The sequence below is a fragment of the Mesorhizobium sp. Cs1299R1N1 genome (assembly GCF_037179655.1).
Classification (GTDB): Bacteria; Pseudomonadota; Alphaproteobacteria; order Rhizobiales; family Rhizobiaceae; genus Mesorhizobium; species Mesorhizobium salmacidum.
Map to the genome: position 1 here is coordinate 414,197 of NZ_JAPYKR010000004.1, position 19,006 is coordinate 433,202.

At 59.4% G+C, this 19,006-nt stretch carries 22 protein-coding genes and 1 tRNA gene; 12 read left to right on the top strand and 11 right to left on the bottom strand.

The window, feature by feature from the left end; translation table 11 throughout:
- Positions 1–469 precede the first annotated feature (469 nt).
- From O7A70_RS11880 to O7A70_RS11910, 7 genes are all read right to left on the bottom strand, one after another.
- Positions 470–1,318, bottom strand: coding sequence for a hypothetical protein (locus tag O7A70_RS11880; RefSeq protein ID WP_337140533.1), 849 nt, complete (start codon positions 1,316–1,318; stop codon positions 470–472).
- Between the two features lie 76 nt (positions 1,319–1,394).
- Positions 1,395–1,838 carry a hypothetical protein gene (locus O7A70_RS11885; protein ID WP_337140534.1) on the bottom strand — a complete coding sequence of 148 codons (444 nt, stop codon included), beginning with the start codon at positions 1,836–1,838 and terminating at the stop codon, positions 1,395–1,397.
- Positions 1,839–1,883: 45 nt separating this feature from the next.
- A tRNA-Leu gene (locus tag O7A70_RS11890) sits at positions 1,884–1,968 on the bottom strand.
- 317 nt (positions 1,969–2,285) lie between these two features.
- A complete protein-coding gene (locus O7A70_RS11895) occupies positions 2,286–3,041 on the bottom strand; it encodes a bestrophin-like domain (RefSeq protein WP_337140535.1) in 756 nt (251 codons plus the stop codon).
- A complete protein-coding gene (locus O7A70_RS11900) occupies positions 3,014–3,208 on the bottom strand; it encodes a hypothetical protein (RefSeq protein WP_337140536.1) in 195 nt (64 codons plus the stop codon). The genes O7A70_RS11895 and O7A70_RS11900 overlap by 28 nt, the downstream gene beginning before the upstream one ends.
- 74 nt (positions 3,209–3,282) lie before the next feature.
- Positions 3,283–4,002 carry a carbonic anhydrase gene (locus O7A70_RS11905; protein ID WP_337140537.1) on the bottom strand — a complete coding sequence of 240 codons (720 nt, stop codon included), beginning with the start codon at positions 4,000–4,002 and terminating at the stop codon, positions 3,283–3,285.
- Between the two features lie 172 nt (positions 4,003–4,174).
- Positions 4,175–4,462 carry a PilZ domain-containing protein gene (locus O7A70_RS11910; RefSeq protein ID WP_337140538.1) on the bottom strand — a complete coding sequence of 96 codons (288 nt, stop codon included), beginning with the start codon at positions 4,460–4,462 and terminating at the stop codon, positions 4,175–4,177.
- 211 nt (positions 4,463–4,673) lie between these two features.
- Here O7A70_RS11910 and O7A70_RS11915 point away from each other — a divergent pair, with 211 nt between their 5' ends.
- The gene (locus O7A70_RS11915) at positions 4,674–5,213 is read left to right on the top strand and encodes a J domain-containing protein (RefSeq protein ID WP_027145498.1); all 540 of its coding nucleotides are present in this window, start codon (positions 4,674–4,676) and stop codon (positions 5,211–5,213) included.
- Positions 5,214–5,235: 22 nt separating this feature from the next.
- On the opposite strand, the gene O7A70_RS11920 is transcribed toward O7A70_RS11915, so the two are convergent.
- Entirely contained in the window at positions 5,236–5,814 is a 579-nt protein-coding gene (locus O7A70_RS11920) for an NUDIX domain-containing protein (RefSeq protein WP_337140539.1), read from the bottom strand.
- Between the two features lie 156 nt (positions 5,815–5,970).
- Here O7A70_RS11920 and O7A70_RS11925 point away from each other — a divergent pair, with 156 nt between their 5' ends.
- From O7A70_RS11925 to O7A70_RS11940, 4 genes are all read left to right on the top strand, one after another.
- Positions 5,971–7,074 (top strand): NADH:flavin oxidoreductase/NADH oxidase, encoded by a 1,104-nt coding sequence (locus O7A70_RS11925; protein WP_337140541.1) that lies wholly within the window; start codon positions 5,971–5,973, stop codon positions 7,072–7,074.
- 133 nt (positions 7,075–7,207) lie between these two features.
- Entirely contained in the window at positions 7,208–7,525 is a 318-nt protein-coding gene (locus O7A70_RS11930; protein WP_337140542.1) for an SH3 domain-containing protein, read from the top strand.
- Between the two features lie 100 nt (positions 7,526–7,625).
- Entirely contained in the window at positions 7,626–7,904 is a 279-nt protein-coding gene (locus O7A70_RS11935; RefSeq protein WP_032935880.1) for a DUF982 domain-containing protein, read from the top strand.
- Between the two features lie 28 nt (positions 7,905–7,932).
- Positions 7,933–8,172: a DUF2188 domain-containing protein gene (locus O7A70_RS11940; protein ID WP_027145493.1), complete on the top strand. Its 240-nt coding sequence runs from the start codon at positions 7,933–7,935 to the stop codon at positions 8,170–8,172.
- Positions 8,173–8,238: 66 nt separating this feature from the next.
- Here O7A70_RS11940 and O7A70_RS11945 read toward each other — a convergent pair whose 3' ends face one another.
- Positions 8,239–8,520 carry a hypothetical protein gene (locus O7A70_RS11945; RefSeq protein WP_337140543.1) on the bottom strand — a complete coding sequence of 94 codons (282 nt, stop codon included), beginning with the start codon at positions 8,518–8,520 and terminating at the stop codon, positions 8,239–8,241.
- 221 nt (positions 8,521–8,741) lie between these two features.
- Between O7A70_RS11945 and O7A70_RS11950 the strand changes: the two genes are divergently transcribed.
- The 7 genes from O7A70_RS11950 (at position 8,742) to O7A70_RS11980 (ending at position 18,116) form a co-directional block, all read left to right on the top strand.
- Positions 8,742–9,485, top strand: a complete 744-nt coding sequence (locus O7A70_RS11950) for a competence/damage-inducible protein A (protein ID WP_337140544.1) — start codon at positions 8,742–8,744, stop codon at positions 9,483–9,485.
- Between the two features lie 79 nt (positions 9,486–9,564).
- A complete protein-coding gene (locus O7A70_RS11955) occupies positions 9,565–10,398 on the top strand; it encodes a universal stress protein (RefSeq protein ID WP_337140545.1) in 834 nt (277 codons plus the stop codon).
- Positions 10,399–10,514: 116 nt separating this feature from the next.
- The gene (gpt, locus tag O7A70_RS11960; RefSeq protein WP_027145490.1) at positions 10,515–11,015 is read left to right on the top strand and encodes a xanthine phosphoribosyltransferase; all 501 of its coding nucleotides are present in this window, start codon (positions 10,515–10,517) and stop codon (positions 11,013–11,015) included.
- 211 nt (positions 11,016–11,226) lie between these two features.
- A complete protein-coding gene (locus O7A70_RS11965) occupies positions 11,227–11,715 on the top strand; it encodes an NUDIX hydrolase (RefSeq protein WP_337130519.1) in 489 nt (162 codons plus the stop codon).
- Positions 11,716–11,819: 104 nt separating this feature from the next.
- Positions 11,820–12,131 (top strand): PilZ domain-containing protein, encoded by a 312-nt coding sequence (locus O7A70_RS11970; protein WP_337140546.1) that lies wholly within the window; start codon positions 11,820–11,822, stop codon positions 12,129–12,131.
- A 675-nt stretch (positions 12,132–12,806) separates the two neighbouring features.
- Positions 12,807–16,604 (top strand): vitamin B12-dependent ribonucleotide reductase, encoded by a 3,798-nt coding sequence (locus tag O7A70_RS11975; RefSeq protein WP_337140547.1) that lies wholly within the window; start codon positions 12,807–12,809, stop codon positions 16,602–16,604.
- A gap of 9 nt (positions 16,605–16,613) precedes the next feature.
- A complete protein-coding gene (locus O7A70_RS11980) occupies positions 16,614–18,116 on the top strand; it encodes a hypothetical protein (RefSeq protein ID WP_337140548.1) in 1,503 nt (500 codons plus the stop codon).
- A 305-nt stretch (positions 18,117–18,421) separates the two neighbouring features.
- On the opposite strand, the gene O7A70_RS11985 is transcribed toward O7A70_RS11980, so the two are convergent.
- Both O7A70_RS11985 and O7A70_RS11990 read right to left on the bottom strand, forming a co-directional pair.
- Positions 18,422–18,610, bottom strand: coding sequence for a hypothetical protein (locus O7A70_RS11985; protein WP_337140549.1), 189 nt, complete (start codon positions 18,608–18,610; stop codon positions 18,422–18,424).
- A gap of 146 nt (positions 18,611–18,756) precedes the next feature.
- Positions 18,757–18,888 (bottom strand): hypothetical protein, encoded by a 132-nt coding sequence (locus tag O7A70_RS11990; protein WP_337140550.1) that lies wholly within the window; start codon positions 18,886–18,888, stop codon positions 18,757–18,759.
- Positions 18,889–19,006 lie beyond the last annotated feature (118 nt).

A 19,006-nucleotide genomic window follows, 5' to 3' on the forward strand; every position in this document is an offset into this window, starting at 1 on the left:
TGGCGGATCAAGTCCGCCGCCCAGATATTGACCCACGCCCGCGGCGCGGATAATTCCGTGATCGCGCCAGTATCGTTACGCGACCTCCTCTGGGTTGCGCGTTCGGGCACCGCAGAACACGACTTGACGGGCTTTGTCCGGCGTCTGAAAAGGGCTGGCCTGCGGACGTGGCGGAATTGGTAGACGCAAGGGACTTAAAATATCCCTTGCGTCTACAGCAATGTTTTCAATGGTTTAGCTCGGCGCCCCACTCTGCCCCCCGCACGCTCCTGAGTTGCGACGGTTTTCAACCTCTGATTCTGTCGTGCCAACTTATTGAAATCGCGACGCTATGTTTCCTCCATTGAAGCGATCTTCCCACTCCCGATACTGATGCCCACGAAAAGAGAAAATGTGGGAAATCTTTTGGGAACGCGCTTAGCGTTGGCAAAGGGGTCGGGAGCGGACCTGGCACCTCTGGGACGTCGGGCTAGCTGTCAAGAACCGATGACACCCAGACTTTTTCGAACCGTTCGTTGAGTTTTCCAAGGTCCTGCTTGGTAACATGCAATCCGTCTAACCATACTGTTTTCAAAGACGGGATTTCGTATAGCGCTGCCAGAGTTCCCGCAGCGGTAAAGGTTGTTTGGCCTTCGTGACCGCCAATGGACAAGTATTCGAGGTTCGGGAGCTGTGACAGAATCTTAAGATCGTCCTCAACGATACCCGTTGACCAAATGTCGAGCCAACGGAGCTGCGACATCGTGCAGATCGCCTCCAGGCCAACTGCCGTGATGTCTGTAGCGCCAAGCTCCAAAGCTGTAATTGCCTTCGAATGCGAGATCATCCGCGCAAAATCGTCGGAGAACCTTGACTCCTCAAAGTCCAGTTCGGTCAGCGACGGATTGCCGAGGAGCACTGCAAGTGATTTTTCCGTGATGCGCGCCCCATGCGCGGTGAGTTTTCTGATAGTTGGAAGCTGTGCAATTTCTACCAGATCACTACTGCTTACGCCCCACTGGCAGCTAAACTCCTCAAGAGCTTCGGCCGTTCTAAACCCGTCCAAGCGACCGGCCCGAGAAATACCCAGCAAATGAAGTGCCCTAAGGTTAGGAAGTTGCACGATAGAATTGACCGCCGCGCGTGTGATGTCGCACCATATCTGGACGTTGTATACAGACCGGATCACTTTCAATTTACTGGCATCAGCTTTCGCAAACAGCTTGTTCCATCGAATGTATACCTCATCGTAATGAGGATTGGCCACAAGCTGAGCCGTGTGATCGTCTGTCAAGGACTCGTCAGTTCCTGTCTCAAGCTTGTCTAAGATGAACTTCATCAGGATACGCCTCAGTGAAATTGCTGCCAACGTCCGCAAAGGGTCGGATCGGACGCTAATTTGTGAGTTCACGCCCTTAGTCAGTACTGCTGCTCTCGGCCGCTTCATTTTCGATGGTCACGCGCTGAACCACCTCGGGGGACACATGCATGATGGTAATGTCGAAAGCCCGATAAGCCTCATCTGGCGTAATGTCGCGGTCGATTTCCGCCTTCGTCATGCCGTCCTTCAGTTGCTCGTTGCGCAGTTTGGTCAGGATTGTTCCAAGCCCATGGTGATGGCCGAAACTCGGTGCGATGTATTCGCCTGAGGGCGTCCAGCCGCCGAAGTGCATCGCAACATGCACATCATGGAGTTCCTCCGGATCAGATGCACTAATCCTGACCAGCTCTTTGATGAGCTCCTCAATCGCAGCTTTGGTCATGTATGCGGTTACGCCCATGACATCCAATCGCAACGCCAAGCTGTGCGGTCCGGCCGACATCTTTTTCGCTGTTTTTTTCGTTGGTCGCCTAGCCATGCTAAATTGCCTCCGTGCCGTGATGCGTCGATCCTATGGGAAGCATGGTGCGGGCGGCGGGACTTGAACCCGCATGGCCGAGGCCTCCGGATTTTAAGTCCGGTGTGTATACCAATTTCACCACGCCCGCAGTGCCCGCACATGTACGCGTGGTGTGGGATTTTGCAAAGAGCAAGGGAGCAGGCTCGCACACTCGATTGTGTGGGAAATATCGTGGGGATTTCCCACGCATGTGGGAGAAGCCGGGCTTCACCATCAGCTCGAAGTCCCGGTTTTCCAGACTGTGGAGCGGGAAGCACCGCAGAAAAAGGACTTAAAATCCCTCGATCTCTGATCGTACGGGTTCGATTCCCGTCGTCCGCACCAGCAAAAGGCTTCAAGTTTGTTGGATTTTTCTGTGTTGAACCGCCGCAACGTCATGTAACCGGAGTGACCACCGGCTGCGGATCACTGCTTTAACTCGGACAGTGCCCTCTCCAGCGGAGCCATCGATATCTGGATCGGGCCGGAAAAGGCCACGTCCATATCGAAGATCAGATAGATCGCCCCGGCAACCAAAGCCGCCGACACCAGATAGGTCGAAATGGTGATCGTATTGCGTGGCGCCCTGAAGCCGAAGCTGGCGAAGATCAGCACCAGCCAGGTCACCAGGAGCGTGATCAGAGGCACCGGAATCGTACCCTCCGACTGCTCGATCAGCACCCAGCGCAGTTCCAGCACTTTCTGCAAATGCTGGCGGGCGTCCTGCACAATGAAGCCATGCGCGTCGTCGGGCGGCGCCAGCGCACTCAGCCGGGTGCCGATTTCCGCCAGCAACTGCTCAGAGAGCCGGTTGGCGCCGACCAGCGTCTCGCTGGTCGGCGAGGCATCGCCCGCCACCCGCTGCACATAGACGACCAGCGGCTGGCGTACCGTGTCGGTTTGCGGGCCATATTGGCGCAAGGTCCTGTCGAGAAGGATCAATTCGGTCGCATAAGCATGCACATTGCGATCGATCGATTCGAAGGTGTTCTTGGCCGAGTTGATCATCAGGCCGAGCATCAGCGAGGTCATGACCCCGAACAGGTTCGCGGCGTGCCGAACGACGGTGCTCGTCTCGTCGTCACGATGTTTGGCCGGCAGTTTTGGCCATATCGCCGTGCTGGCGAGCGCGGCCGCCGTCAGGCACAGGAAGATTACCGTTGCGATGAAAGCTTCGCGCATGCCGCCCATTCCGATTGGCGATGGCGCACCGCCTCGCGCACCGCCGCGATAGTTCCGTCGAACTGTTCGGGCGGCAGCCTAAGCCGGGTCGGAATAGCGTTGAGCGCGGCCAGATCGGCCGGGGGCAGATCGCCAAACGAGACCAAGGCTGCCGCGGAACCGCTCAAAAATGATCCTGCCAAGGCAAGCCCGACGCCAACGCATCGAGGCCCCCGAGCCTTCGATCTCGATGACGGATGTGTCATTCGATGTAAGTCACCACACCCGTTTGCAGATCATAGATCGCCGCGACTATCTTCAGCTTCCCAGCCTTAACGAGACCGGCTAACACCTTGCTCGAGGCCGCCAGGCGCCTCGCGGTCCTCCGCGCGCTCTCCTTGGCAGTGTTGTCGGCGAAATCACCCGCTTCGCTCCGCATTGCTATCGCCGCGGGCAGGATCGGTTCGATCATCGGGCCGATCGCGCCAGGATAGGTCGCGTTCTTGGTGACCACGTCGCACGCCGCCTTGACGGCGCCGCAGTTTGTGTGCGCGAGAACGACGATCAAGGGTGAGCCGAGCACCGCTGCCCCGTATTCAACCGTACCGAGCGTCGCAGTGTCGACGAGGTTGCCAGCATTGCGGGCGACGAACAGTTCTCCAACGCCGTGACCGCCGAAGATCAGCTCCGGAGGAACGCGACTGTCGGCGCAACTGATGATGGTGGCCCAGGGCGCCTGGTGTGCGGCGACAGCGTTCCGCTGCGCGGCCAGGTCGATCGAGCAGAGTTCCGGGTGACTGACGTAGCTTTCGTTGCCGGATTTCAGCGCAGCGAGCGCTTCATCGAGGCTCAATGGCGTCGCCGCGCCTTCGGCCGCGCGCGCCGACCACGCGGCCCCACCAAGGCCAAACGCAATGAGCCCCGCGCCGACTTTGAGGAACTCCCTCCGGCCGACCCCTGTACCATCACAGGTGCTGCACATTCTTACCCCCTGCCCATTGTTCCCCTAGGAATATGCGCTTGCTCTAATATATAGGCAAGCGATTGGCGATAAGGTCAGGATCGAAGAGAGCGGGCCGGGATGCCGGGACCAGGAAACCCACCCCAACGCGGTGCCTGGGCGTGCCCCTGAATATTAGGGCGGCCTCCCCTTATCATCTAATCTTCAGGGAGAAATTGCCGTGGATCTGGATGCCTAGCCGATCGCCTTTTCTCCACCGTACTTCCGCTCGATAGGTCGCGCCATCCAACGGTACGCGCAGCCGGAAGTTATCTGGCACTTTTGCCCCCGCGGCGACACGCAACTCGGCGCCGTGCTCATGCTGATTTCTGACGGCGCAGCCTATTTCGCCGTCCTGCGTGATTATGAACGCGTCCTTCAAAACCACCTCACGCAGGTGCGTTCGACGCTCTACCGGAGGATCAGAAGGTTTATCGGTCATGCAAGCCGCCTCCGACGAGCGAAATGCTCCCAGACTAAAGTCTGCGGCTCAGGACGCAAAGGTCCGACGTTTTCGCTTAAATCCTGTGCCTGTCCTTTGTACGCTCGTCATATTATTAAATCGTGAAATATATACTCTATAGTCATCGCCAAGGTTGTCACCTGACAATGCGGCAGAGACAGCCGAAAATGCACGGCATGGGGAACCCGGTATGTTCGTTGATTTCTATGAAATGCTGGAAATCAGTCCGAATGCAAATTCGGAAACGATAGAACGCATTTTTCGTCATTTTGCCATGCGCTACCACCCCGACAACCAGGTCACCGGCAACGAGTCACGCTTCAGCGATATCCTGGAGGCTCACAACACGCTCAAGGATCCGGTCAAGCGTGCGCAATACGATATTCAGTACAAGGCCCATTTGAACCTCCGGGCCGAGCTGACCGATCAGGCGAGCAACAGCAACAACCTCGATCGCGATTCGGTCTTTCAAGCCAAAGTGCTCTCGCTGCTTTATGTAAAACGCCGACAGGACGTCAACAATCCTGGCATTGGCGACGATGAGCTCGAACGAATGTCAGGCTGTCCGCGCGAGCACCTCGAGTTTCACCTCTGGTATCTAAAAGCGAAGGGCTGGATAGCCAGAACAGAAAACGGGACGTTCGCCATCACCGTCGAAGGCATCGATCGCGTTAATTCCGAACATCATCGTGACGCAGCAACCACCCGCCTGTTGGATCATGCGGGCTGAATTGGAATCCCTCGGCCTCTGATCAAGCCGCCATCGGGTTCAGCTTCAGATGCTGGATCAGGATGATGGTCTTGGCATCGATGATGCGGCCATCGGCGATGCCGGCCAGCGCTTCGTCGAGCGGCATTTCCAGGACCTCGATGTCCTCGCCTTCGTCGGGTGCTCCGCCGCCGGCCGAGATGCGGTCGGCGGGCGAATAGCGCGCGATGAAGAACCAGAGCCGCTCGGTCACGCTGCCGGGACTCATGTACGGCGAAAACAGCCGCTCGATCTTGTTCAACCGGTAACCCAGTTCTTCCTCGGCTTCCTTGCGGATGGCGGTCTCCGGATCGTTTTCGTCCAGCAGCCCGGCACAGGCCTCGATCAGCGGTTCGCGGTGGCCGGTGACATAGGCGGGATAGCGGAACTGGCGCACCAGAAGAACGGTCGAACGCCGGGGGTCATAGGGCAGGATCACCGCGCCGTCGCCGCGATCATAAGTCTGGCGAATCTGCGTCTCCCATTGGCCGTCACGCCGGCGGTAGTCGAGCACGGTCTTCTTCAGCACCGCCCAGTCGTTGGAAAGAACCTCTTCCGAGCGGATACGAATGCGGTCTTCCATCTGACACCTCGATGCTTGCTGGCGGAGGCAGGCGTAACCGCGAACCGGTACAGGCGCAATCGGCCAGCGATTGGTCCAGCACCCTTCACTGTCTCGTGTGTGGTATGGACGGGTGCCATTGCCTAAATAGCGCATTCCCGTCCCCGGAGTTTGTTCATGACGACATCGCTTTTCCAGCCGATCACACTCGATGGGCTCACCTTCCCCAACCGCATCGCCGTGGCCCCGATGTGCCAGTATTCCGCCGAGGACGGCTCGGCCAGCGACTGGCATCTCTACCACTGGATGAACCTGGCCATGTCCGGCGCCGGCATGGTCACGGTGGAGATGACAGATGTCGAGCGGCGCGGACGCATCAGCCATGGCTGCCTCGGCCTCTATTCCGAAGACAATGAGGCCGCCGCGCGCCGCGCGCTGGACGCGGCCCGGCGCGTGGCCGCACCCGACACGAAGTTCGGCACGCAGCTGGCGCACGCCGGCCGCAAGGCCTCGAACCGCAAGCCTTGGGAAGGTGGCGGCCCATTGCAGCCAAACGAGGATCCCTGGCAGACCGTCTCGGCCTCGGCCATCGCCTACGACACCGGCTGGAACGTGCCGCACGCCCTGGAGGACGAGGAAATCCTGCAGCTCATCGAGCGGTTCGCGGAAGCCGCCATGCGGGCCGAACGTGCCGGCTTCGACTTCATCGAACTGCACGCGGCGCATGGCTACCTGATCTTCCAGTTCCTGTCGCCGCTGTCGAACCAGCGCACGGATCGCTGGGGCGGCTCGCTGGAAAACCGGATGCGTCTTGTCGTCGAGATCGCCAGGGCGGTGAAGAAAGCGGCGCCAAAGCTGATGCTCGGCGCACGGTTGTCGGTGAAGGACTGGGTCAATGGCGGCTTTGACGTCGAGGACGCGATCGAGGTGGCGAAAGCGCTGAAGGCCGAAGGCATCGCCTATCTCTGCTGCTCGAGCGGCGGCAATTCGCCATTGCAGAAATTACCCTCTGGCCCCGGCTATCAGGTGCATCTGGCGGAAGCCGTACGCAAGGGCGCCGGCATTCCAACCCGTGCGGTCGGCCTGATCGACGACCCGAAACAGGCGGAAGCTGTTATAGCCGAAGGCCGCGCCGACATGGTGGCATTGGCACGCGCCTTCCTCGCCGATCCGCGCTGGGGATGGCGTGCGGCCGCCACCTTCAGTGAAAAAATCCATCCGGCACCGCAGCTCGCCCGCTCGGTGACGACGATGGAACACTGGATGAAGGCCGCCGGCTGATCGCTCATCTCCCGATCCCGGCGCACTCCTGCTTGTGATCCCGGACCGTTCGCCGACGGCCCGCTTCAATTCTGGCCGCAACCTGTTACGCTGGGTCAGGCTGCGGCGGGCGCGGCCGGCTTGGGAGATAATCATGTCGTTCAGGGCATTCTTGTCGGCTGCAGCGCTTACGGCCGTGGTCGGGTCTTGGCTCGGCGCTTCGACGCCGACCGTCGCGCAATATTGCGAGGGTACGGTGCACGGCCTCTCCGGCCGCTACAATCTGGCGACCGGCAGTGGCTTTCTGGCCGTGCGCGCACGGCCGAACTCGTCGTCGCGGATGATCGGGCAATTGTTCAACGGCGACCATACCGAGATCTTCGACCGGCGCGGCAACTGGTACCAGGTCGAAATCGGCGGCGGCACCGGCTGGGCGAATGCACGCTGGCTGCGCAACAACTGCGGTTACTGAGACGCCAATGCATCCAGCGCGCGTCACGGACGCGACGCGACTTTTGGGCGCAGACCGAAGGCCATTTTTGCAACCAAATTGGCTGCTTTGCGTTGCGGCCATGATGGACAACAAACCTTTTGAAACGCCTGTCGTGGTCGAGCTTGGCCACGTCGGCAAATATCGCCATATCCGCTCGACCCAGGAGGCGGCGGAGTGCCTGATGACTGTGTGGCCGCTCAATCGCGGCCCCCGTCATCGTGATGCTCTCGACACTTGCCTCAAAGTGCTGGAAGGTTATCGTTCGACAGCGGAAGCGCGCCGGGCACTGATCGAGGCCGCCAGGGAATCGGAAGTGCTGGTGCCCGACGATAAGCTGCCCGATGACCGGTTGCATTGAGCAGGCGGACCTTTAACTGGAGGTTTTGATGGCGAAGCTGACTTACAAGATCGTCGAGCACGACGGTGGCTGGGCCTACAAGGTCGGCTCAACCTTCTCGGAGACATTTCCCACCCATCAGGATGCGTTGCGCGCCGCCGAGATCGCTTCGGCCGAGCAACAAGTGGCGGGTTCCACCGACGGTATCCAGTATGAGGACGCCGAGGGCAAATGGCACGAGGAACTGGCCGACGGCCGCGACCGGCCTCAGACTGAAATCTCGGATTGATCCAGCAGAACTATGGCCGCGGATAGTATGAAACCATCCGCGGCCAGCCGGCGCCCTGCAGCCTAATTACTTGCCGCAGTACCGATCGTTGACGTTCTGCCCGGAATTGGCGTCGGGACCAGGCGTGTTGTGAGCACATGGGCCGATACCTCCAGTGTGGCCTTGGGTGCTCAGCCCCGAGCCGTAGGCGTTGATGCTTCCCGTGGTGCGTGGATCGACAGTTGTCTCGTCATTGTTGCCGAACAACCACCAGCTGTGGTTGGTATATGTCGGTTCTGACGACTGAGCCATGGCCGACGTGGCGAGACCAATCGTCAGTGCGGATGCGGCTAGAAGTTTTACATACATATTAGTTACTCCGTATCTACTTTGGTCGTCTTGGGTGCGACAGGGTGAAAACCCAATAGTCAGCCGAATGGTTCCCTGAAATTCTCGTGAAGTGGCGGTGATGCCGGGGCGACAAAAGCGCGCGCCGCTATGCGCTCGATGAAGGCGACGACTTGTTCAGGCGGGCATTGCCGCCGCCCGTCGGCCGCGCTATTCAGACGGCCCGTCTGCCGGAGCCTTCCATGCCTGAAATCGTCACTGCCGCCATGCTTGTCATCGGCGATGAGATTCTGTCCGGCCGCACCAAGGACAAGAACATCGGCCACCTTGCCGATATCATGACGGCGATCGGCATCGACCTGAAAGAGGTGCGCATTGTTCCCGACGAGGAAGACGAGATCGTCGCGGCGGTGAATGCCGTGCGCACACGCTATACCTATGTGTTCACCACCGGCGGCATCGGCCCGACGCATGACGACATCACGGCCGATTCGATCGCCAAGGCATTCGGCGTGCCCTGTGAATACGATGCCAAGGCGTATGCCCTGCTGGAGGCGAGCTATGCCGCACGCGGCATCGAATACACGGAGGCTCGCAAGCGCATGGCGCGAATGCCGCGCGGCGCCGACCATATCGACAACCCGGTGTCCGTGGCCCCCGGATTCCGCATTGGCAACGTCCATGTCATGGCCGGCGTGCCGTCGATCTTCCAGGCCATGCTCGACAATGTCGTCCCGACGCTGAAGACCGGCACGAAAATGCTGTCGGCGACGGTGCACTGTCCGTTCGGCGAGGGCCTTGTCGGCGGGCCGTTGGGTGAGATCCAGAAAGCGCATCCGGATACGATCATCGGCTCCTACCCCAAATATGGCGATGGCAAGTTCTGGACCGAACTGGTGGTTCGTGCCCGCAGCGCGGATGCGCTTGAAGCCGCGCGCGCCGACGTCGAGGCCATGGTGGCCGGCTTCGCCGGCAAGGCGAGCTGATCCGGGCAAACCGGAACCAAGGCCGACGCCGCAACGTTTCCCTGCCGCGACCCGTCACTCGCAAGATCGAGGGATCATCATGCGCTTCAAGACCATCGTTGCCATTCTGCAGAACGAGCAGGACGCCGAGCGGGTGCTCGACTGCGCCATTCCGCTTGCCAGCCGCTTCGAAAGCCATCTGATCGGCATCCATGCCGAGGCGCTCCCGGTGCCCTACACTTCCGCGACGGGTTTTCCCGATACGGAGTTCCTGCAGGTTTCCGCCGACATGAACCGGGAGCGGGCCGAAAAACTCCAGGCTTTCTTCCTGAGGCGCATCGAGGATTCCGGCCTTTCCTTCGAATGGCGCAGCCTGGAGAGCTTCTCCGGCGACAGCGCGCTGACCGGCATTTCAAACGTGCGCGCCGCCGATCTCATCATCGCCGCCCAACGCGAGACCGACGGCGATCCTAGCGCCGACGTCGATACGCTGGTCTACGATGCCGGCCGGCCGGTGCTGGTGGTGCCGCATGCCGGCCCTCTCGTCACCACCTTCAAACACGTTCTGCTCGCCTGGAACGGCAGCAAGGAGGCCGCCCGCGCCGCCTTCGATGCCCTGCCCTTCATCATCGAGGCCGACAAAACCGACATACTGGTCATCGATCCGCCCGATACGCTCGACGAAAGCCCGGAGGCCGCAGGCGCCGAAATCGCCTCCGCGCTGTCGCGCCACGGCGCCACCGTCAGCGTCTCGGTGCAGAAATCGGGCGGCACCTCGGTCGACGACATGATCCAGAACAGGATCGCCGAGACCGGCGCCGATCTGCTGGTGCTGGGCGCCTACAGCCACTCCTGGCTGCGCCAGCTTCTGTTCGGCGGGGTGACGCGCACGGTGCTGCGCACGGCACAGGTAGCAGCCTTCCTGTCGCGGTAAGTCCACAGCGATCGCTACCAGCCACCCTTGCCAAGCCGTGGGGTTTCCAGTTAATTCCGCGCGCATTCCCCTGTTTTCTTGCACGCGGCTGTCGCGTGCCGCGGAGTGCGCGAGACATGTCCCTTCCCGAAAAAGCTTTCCCGGTCTCCTGGGACCAGTTCCATCGCGACGCCCGCGCACTTGCCTGGCGGCTTGCCGGCGCAAGCAAGGGTCAATGGAAGGCCATCGTCTGCATCACACGCGGTGGCCTGGTCCCGGCGGCTATCATCTCGCGCGAACTCGGCATCCGCGTCATCGAGACGGTCTGTGTCGCCTCCTATCACGACTACACCAGCCAGGGACAATTGCAGGTGCTGAAGGAGATCACGCCGGCCTTGCTGGCCGACGATGGCGCCGGCGTGCTGATCATCGACGACCTGACCGACACCGGCAAGACCGCCGGCATCGTGCGCGCAATGATGCCCAAGGCCCATTTCGCGACCGTCTATGCCAAGCCCAAGGGCCGGCCGCTGGTCGATACCTTCGTCACCGAAGTCAGCCAGGACACCTGGATCTATTTTCCCTGGGACATGGGCTTCACCTATCAGAAGCCGATCGCCGACGATCACGCCGGCTGATTCGCGGCAAGGCGCTTTTTGCCAATCAAGCCAGCGCCGACGACAATATTTGCTTGCGCGGAGTGACCCGCCGACAAGCTATCCTGTGAAATCGACCCCTTGTTGACGGGAATCAGCCGGCGTGACCGAAGTTTTTACTTTTATTGGCCACAATTAGCCGTAAGATTCATAAGACGGCAAACGATTCTGGAGGCTGGGGCTAGCTTCTCCGATGTTGACACGGCCAACGACGCACAACCACCTTGCTGAAAGGGTCCGACGGCTCTTCGGCACGGCGCCGTGCCGTCTGCAGGTTGCCGCCCTGCCCTGGCGCGATGTCGGGAACGGCGTCGAGGTCATGCTGATCACCAGCCGCGATACTGGCCGGTGGGTGTTGCCGAAAGGCTGGCCGGAAGCCAGGGAGCCGCTCTGCGAAGCGGCCGCGCGCGAGGCCGCCGAGGAAGCCGGTTTGCGCGGCAACATCTCCCATCTCGAAGCCGGCCGTTACTTCTATGCCAAGGTGCTGGCTTCGGGCGAAGAAGTGCCTTGCGAGGTGCTGGTGTTTCCGCTGCACGTCGACAAGATCGCAGACCGCTGGAAGGAAAAGCACTCCCGCACCCGCAAATGGTTCAGTTCCAGCGAAGCCGTGCGCATGGTCAATGAGCCCGACCTCTGTCAGATCATCGCCTATTTCTGCGCCGACCCGCGCAGGTTTTCCTGATCGACGCCTTTTGCGTGTATCACGGCGGAACCACAACCTTGTGCTGTGCCGCAATGGTTTGCTAATTTTTCTCCGCTAAGAGTCGGTCACTCCTGGTTTGACCGATGGCGAATCCCGTAGACCCACTTCAGCAAGATCCCGGCGAGCCGCAGCGCGAGCATCGGCCGCGCGTGCTCAAAGGTGGAACGATCATCACCGGGATCCAGAATTCAGAAGTCGGTTGCACGGTGCGCAACCAGCATGCGGACGGCGCCGAACTGAAAATACCGCTCGAAGCTCGGGTTCCCGACCATTTCCTTCTTTATGTGCCGCTCGACGGCGTCGCCTATCGCTGCGAGGTCCGCTGGCGCCGCAACGACCGGATCGGCGTACAGTTCACCGGTACCGAACCCAAGCCGAAGCTGCACTACGGCTGACGCCCTGCGCACCGGCTTGCCGGGCTTTTGCTGCCTGCGGGACAGTCTTTACGCAGCCCGCGTATCGCGGACCGGGTGGTCGCGTGTGCCTGCCGCCGGAAAAGGACCGCCACAGCGGTCAATTCTATCCCCGTTATCCACATGTGTGACACACAAGATGTTGGGGTCACAAAAGCTACGCAAACGAATCCTTGACGGCTCGAAACGAGTCGCCTTTTATAGGCCATGCGCTCCTGTTGAGAGCGCGACCGGAAAGTTCTGAGCCCGGTCTTTTTCCCGGATTATGTGCGTTTTGCCCGCATTTCCGCCCGTTTACGAGGCCGGCGGAAGCGTTGGGATCGTGGGTGGTGGAGCGACGAAAGGGAGAATTGTCGGACTGGAATAAATTGTCTGTTAATACTATATTTAGTGTTTGCAGCTAGGTTCGACGCTAGATAGTGTGAGCTTCCCTCGGGTGAGGGAATCGAAAAATTCAGTTTTGAGGGACCCGCGGGTTCGGTTGGCAGCCTCGGCAAATGCCCGGCAGGGCGTTTTGTCGTGTGCGTGGCCGCGCCTGCGAAGAGGAGATGCCGGCATTGTTCGCGATGCCGGCAAACGGCGGACTGCGCGTTTCGTCATTTGGGGGCAGAAATCCCCCGATGAAAGCGCTATATATAGACAAAAGGGACCGGACCAATGCGCATCGAGCGTCGTTTCACCAAGCCAGGACATGCAGGCCAAGAAGGGGCCGCTTATGCGGAGATCGAATTCCGCAAGGCGCTTTCCGAGATCAAGAATCCGGATGGCTCGGTGGTGTTCCGCTTGGACAACATCGACGTGCCGGCGCAGTTTTCCCAGGTCGCCGCCGACATCCTGGCCCAGAAATATTTTCGCAAGGCCGGCGTTCCCGCGCGCCTGAAGAAGGTCGAGGAGAACGACGTCCCCTCCTTCCTGTGGCGCTCCGTCGCCGATGAGGCCGAGCTCGCCAAGCTGCCGGAAGCCGAGCGCTACGGCTCCGAGATCGACGCCCGCCAGGTCTTCGACCGGCTGGCCGGCACCTGGACCTATTGGGGTTGGAAGGGCGGCTACTTCAAGGCGTCGGAAGACGACGCGCGCGCCTTCCGCGACGAGCTTGCCTATATGCTGGCGACGCAGCGCGTCGCGCCGAACTCGCCGCAATGGTTCAACACCGGCCTGCACTGGGCCTACGGCATCGATGGCCCGAGCCAGGGCCACTTCTATGTCGATCCCTTCACCGGCAAGCTGACGAAGTCGAAATCCTCCTATGAGCATCCGCAGCCGCATGCCTGCTTCATCCAGGGCGTGCAGGACGACCTCGTCAACGAGGGCGGCATCATGGATTTGTGGGTGCGCGAGGCGCGCCTGTTCAAATATGGCTCCGGCACCGGCTCGAACTTCTCGCTGCTGCGCGGCGAAGGCGAAAAGCTGTCCGGCGGCGGCCGCTCGTCCGGCCTGATGAGCTTCCTCAAGATCGGCGACCGCGCGGCGGGCGCCATCAAGTCGGGCGGCACGACGCGCCGCGCCGCGAAAATGGTCATCGTCGACGCCGACCACCCCGACATCGAGGAATTCATCGACTGGAAGGTCAATGAAGAGCAGAAGGTCGCCTCGCTGGTGACCGGCTCCAAGATCGTCAAGAAGCATCTCGAAGCGATCATGAAGGCTTGCGTCAATTGCGAAGGCCATGACGACGACTGCTTCGATCCGGCCGTCAACACGGCGCTGAAGCGCGAAATCAAGGCGGCCAAGAAATCGGCGGTGCCGGAAAACTACATCTACCGCGTCATCCAGTTCGCCAAGCAGGGCTACAAGTCGATGTCGTTCAAGACCTACGACACCGACTGGGATTCTGACGCCTACCTCACCGTTTCGGGCCAGAACTCCAACAATTCGGTGTCGCTGAAGGACAACTTCCTGCGCGCCGTCGAGACCGACGCCGACTGGCACCTGACCGCCCGCAAGGATGGCAAGGTGCTGAAGACGCTGAAGGCGCGGGACCTCTGGGAAAAGATCGGCTACGCCGCCTGGGCGTCGGCGGATCCCGGCCTGCATTTCAACACGACGATGAACGACTGGCACACCTGCGCTTCGGCCGGTGCGATCCGGGCCTCCAACCCGTGCTCGGAATACATGTTCCTCGACGACACGGCCTGCAACCTCGCCTCGATCAACCTGCTCCCCTACCGCAATGCCGACGGCACGATCGATATCGCTGCCTACGAGCACACGGTGCGGCTGTGGACCATGGTTCTGGAAATCTCGGTGATGATGGCGCAGTTCCCGTCGAAGGAGATCGCCAAGCTCTCCTACGACTACCGCACGCTGGGCCTCGGCTACGCCAATATCGGCGGCCTGCTGATGACCTCGGGCATTCCCTACGATTCCGACGAGGGCCGCGCCATCTGCGCCGCGCTGACCGCTATCATGACCGGCGTCGCCTACTCGACCTCGGCGGAAATGGCGTCCGAGCTCGGCGCCTTCCCCGACTATGACCGCAACGCCCAGAACATGCTGCGCGTCATGCGCAATCATCGTCGCGCCGCCTATGGCGACAAGGACGGTTACGAAAAGCTCGCCGTCAATCCGGTGCCTCTCGTGGCGTCGGACCTGAAGCAGCAGGATCTGGCGACCCACGCCAAGGCCGCATGGGACCGCGCCATCGAGCTCGGCGAGGAGCATGGCTACCGCAACGCGCAGGCAACCGTGATCGCGCCCACCGGCACGATCGGCCTGGTCATGGATTGCGACACCACCGGCATCGAGCCCGACTTCGCCCTGGTAAAGTTCAAGAAGCTCGCCGGCGGCGGTTATTTCAAGATCATCAACCGCGCCGTGCCGGAGGCGCTGCGCACGTTGGGCTATTCCGAGAGCCAGATCGCCGAGATCGAGGCCTATGCGGTCGGCCACGGCAATCTCAACCAGGCGCCGGCCGTCAACCCCGGCTCGCTCAAGGCCAAGGGCTTCACCGACGACAAGATCGCGGCGCTCAACGCCGCGCTTAAGTCGGCCTTCGACATCAAGTTCGTCTTCAACCAGTGGACGCTCGGCGCCGACTGGGTGAAGGAGACTTTTGGCTTCACCGACGAGCAGCTCAACGACTTCTCGTTCGAAATGCTGCCGGCGCTGGGTTTCTCCCGGAAGGACATCGAGGCCGCCAACATCCATGTCTGCGGTGCGATGACGCTGGAAGGCGCGCCCTTCCTCAAGGCCGAACACCTCCCCGTGTTCGACTGCGCCAGCCCGTGCGGCAAGATCGGCAAGCGCTCGCTTTCGATCAACAGCCACATCCAGATGATGGCGGCGGCCCAGCCCTTCATTTCCGGTGCCATCTCCAAGACCATCAACATGCCGAACGACGCGACGGTGGAGGACGCCAAGAGCGCCTACATGCTGTCGTGGAAGCTGGCGCTGAAGGCTAACGCGCTCTACCGCGACGGCTCGAAGCTGTCGCAGCCGCTCAATGCCTCGCTGCTCGCCGATGGCGAGGAGGATGAGGACGATGCGATCGAGCAGCTGATCCAGGCACCGGCTGCGGCGCGCGCGGCGCAGATCACCGAGCGCATCGTCGAACGCATCATCGAACGCGTGTCGCGCGAGCAGGAGAAGCTGCCCGGCCGCCGCAAGGGTTACACCCAGAAGGCCAAGATCGGTGGCAACACCATCTTCCTGCGCACCGGCGAGTATGACGATGGCCGTCTCGGCGAGATCTTCATCGACATGAACAAGGAGGGTGCCACCTTGCGTGGCCTTCTCAACAACTTCGCCATCGCGATCTCGCTCGGCCTGCAATACGGCGTGCCGCTCGACGAATATGTGCACGCCTTCACCTTCACCAAGTTCGAGCCGGCCGGCATGGTCATCGGCAACGATGCCATCAAGAGCGCGACGTCGATCCTCGACTACGTGTTCAGGGAGCTCGCCATCTCCTATCTCGGCCGCAACGATCTCGCCCATGTCGACCAGTCGGACTTCTCCAACACCGCACTTGGCCGCGGCATCAGCGAAGGCAAGACCGACGCCGTCTCCAAGGGCCTGACCCGCGGCTCGCCGGTGAAGCTGGTTTCGAGGGCAAGCGGCAACGAGCCGAAGGGTTTTGCCGGCTCCTCCGGCATCCCTGCCCGCTCGGCGCCGACAGCCTTCTCCGGCTCCAACGTGCTGGCGTTGAAGCCGGCGAGCGACGAGGCGATCGCCTACAAGCGCGACTATGAGGAGCGGGCCAAGGAATTGGCGGAAGACATCGCCTTCGAGGAAGCGGCCTCCGATGCCTCGACCGATCGCACCGCGGCCCTGTTCACCGATACGGCGGCCCATGAAGCGGCCGAAGCGAAGAAACTCGCCGCCGACCGCCGCGCCAAGTCGCTGCTCCAGGGCTACACCGGCAATTCCTGCTCCGAGTGCCAGAATTTTACCATGGTAAGGAATGGGACTTGTGAGAAGTGCGATACGTGTGGCGCCACGAGCGGGTGCAGCTGAGGTTAAAACTTGGAAATTGGCCTGGGCTCAATAATAGCGTTAATCGGGCTTTCGAGCCCGATTGTTCTTTTTTCAGCCTTGGATAAGCACCTCAAGGGAACAATAAAAGAGCGCTTGGTAACATCCATCTATGGCAGCACCGAGCAAACGTTCTCAGAGCGAATCGGGGTACTCGCGTCAGCAATAAGGCGGCTAATAGGAAAAGGAATAAGAGGGAGAGTAACTCGACTTTTCACCATCAGCATTATTTCGATAATATTCATATACTCACTTCAATACCTCGTTAATAATAGCGAGTACGAAGAAAAAACTCATAGCTTTGTCGGGTATGTTCTTTCCGGAAATAAATTTGCTATAGCCTCACTGTTATCATTCGTTGTAGTTGACATAATCTCATTCTGGCAAACTCTCGTATTTTTTCGCCTACTCCAGTACTGTAAAAATATATTCGAGGTTCTTTTTCTCTCTTTATCGGACGTTATAATGTCCTTATTCATCGTCGTGATGTTGCTTCCTGCCCTTTTGCTTGCCTCCCATATTTTAGCTACCAGTCCCCACGACACGACATTCTATTTAGTGCTGGACAGCGGGCTGCAGCCGCAGGATTTGTCACTTAGAGACGCACTCCTTTTGACCGCACCAAAGATTGACAAGGTCGACATAGATTCAAACGAAAAATTTCAAGACGATCTCTCTGAGGCCAACCAAGGCGGATGGTATTACACGATCGCGGACATGTCACTGTCCCCAAATGACAAGCCGATTTTGATTGAAGACGTTAGAACGAAGGTTCCATTTGAAGCTGGAAAGACAATATACTTTGAAAAAGGTGACTGGCCCATCGAAAAGACGGCAGCTGCGATTTCCAAAATCTTTAAAAACGATAAATCGATTTCCGGTGTCACGCCCGTTGAAGCATACAGCGAAATTCTTGGTGGCTCGATCATAATATTAAAGATATCTGGGCGATCAAATTACTCGCAGATCTCATCTATTTATGACTACACATATATTATGAATGACGTAAATTTCTTTGGAACCGACTTCCAGAAGACATTTCTTCTTTCAAACAAAGGCGTCACCGAAAATGACATGACCTGGTCGGGCAGTTTGGGACACTCTTTGGATAATCTAAATGGAAGGGTTTACGTCACATGCGACGATAATCCGGACGTTTCCGTGATGGACCGCAAAGATTTTATTAAAAACGACGGCGGGTGCAAGAACGGCGTTGCTCTGACTGACTTTACCCTCTCCGGAATGTCATCATTTTTGTCATTTAATTTCTATGACAATATAGAGGTCCCTATACTACCGACCGCACTATCTTCTATTTTTCTAACAATGTTCATATATTTTGTTTCGCTGATATGGATTACTTTGCCATTGATTCGAAAGGTCATTTCGTCTGTTTCGAATGACGGCGAAGCATTATTTATGGAGAATGCCTTCAAAATCTCTTACATTTTTGCTATCATCATTTTCTCACCGCTGATATACGCGTTTTCTTGAACCATCAGAAGCTCACGTTGGCCCATCGCGATCTGCCGGAAGCTAATGCGGTTCAGCCATGCTAATTTACATTGGAGTAAGCGGGGCCAATGCCGGCCTTCGCTTAGCAGGATAGGGCCGCGATCCATTTCGGATCAGGATACCAAACTACCCCGAGGGCAGAACCAACAGCGCCTGCTCATCAAACAACGGCTCATCCAGCCAACGCGCACGAACAGTACTTGCGCGCCTCATCTGCCGGCACCTCAAAATACTGGATGCCGTCAGGCATTTCGCCCCACTCGCCGCAAGGCGGTTCGGGAACCTCATCGGGGATGGCAAGGCGCAAGCAGCGTCGGGCTGAATGTGTAGCGTCTGACGGCGGTTTCGCCTGATGTGATGTCGAACACCTCGACAAGCGGGTCGGCCGCGCCGCCATCGCTGTACTTGATGGCGAGCGCATTGCCGACAAATTCGAAATGAATCTGGCGGAAGCCAAAATCACAGCGCTGCACCCAGGCGGCGAGCCCGATATTTTTATCCGTCAGCCTTTCCCAAACACATTTGTCGATGGGCGGGCGACGGCGCCGGTTCGCCCGCCACAGCGGGAATCGATGGGGACGCAAGCAGGGCGAAGGTCAAGCTGATCAGTCTCATCGCGCTATTCATCGCTGCATCCGGTCAGTGTGAAGGCATCCCAGGCCGAGCCGTCGGGGTTGGCATTGGCGAAGTCGGGCCATTCGGCGAACGTTGCACCGAACTCCGGCAGCAACAGCCCTTTCGGCGTACGCATACGCTGAAGGCCGCCTATTGACGCGTACCTTGTGGCGTTAGTGTCCGCTTAGATTTTAAGTGGACGCTTAGCAATGAAATATCTGGCTATGGAGCAGCCGTCGAGGGTGGAAGCGAGC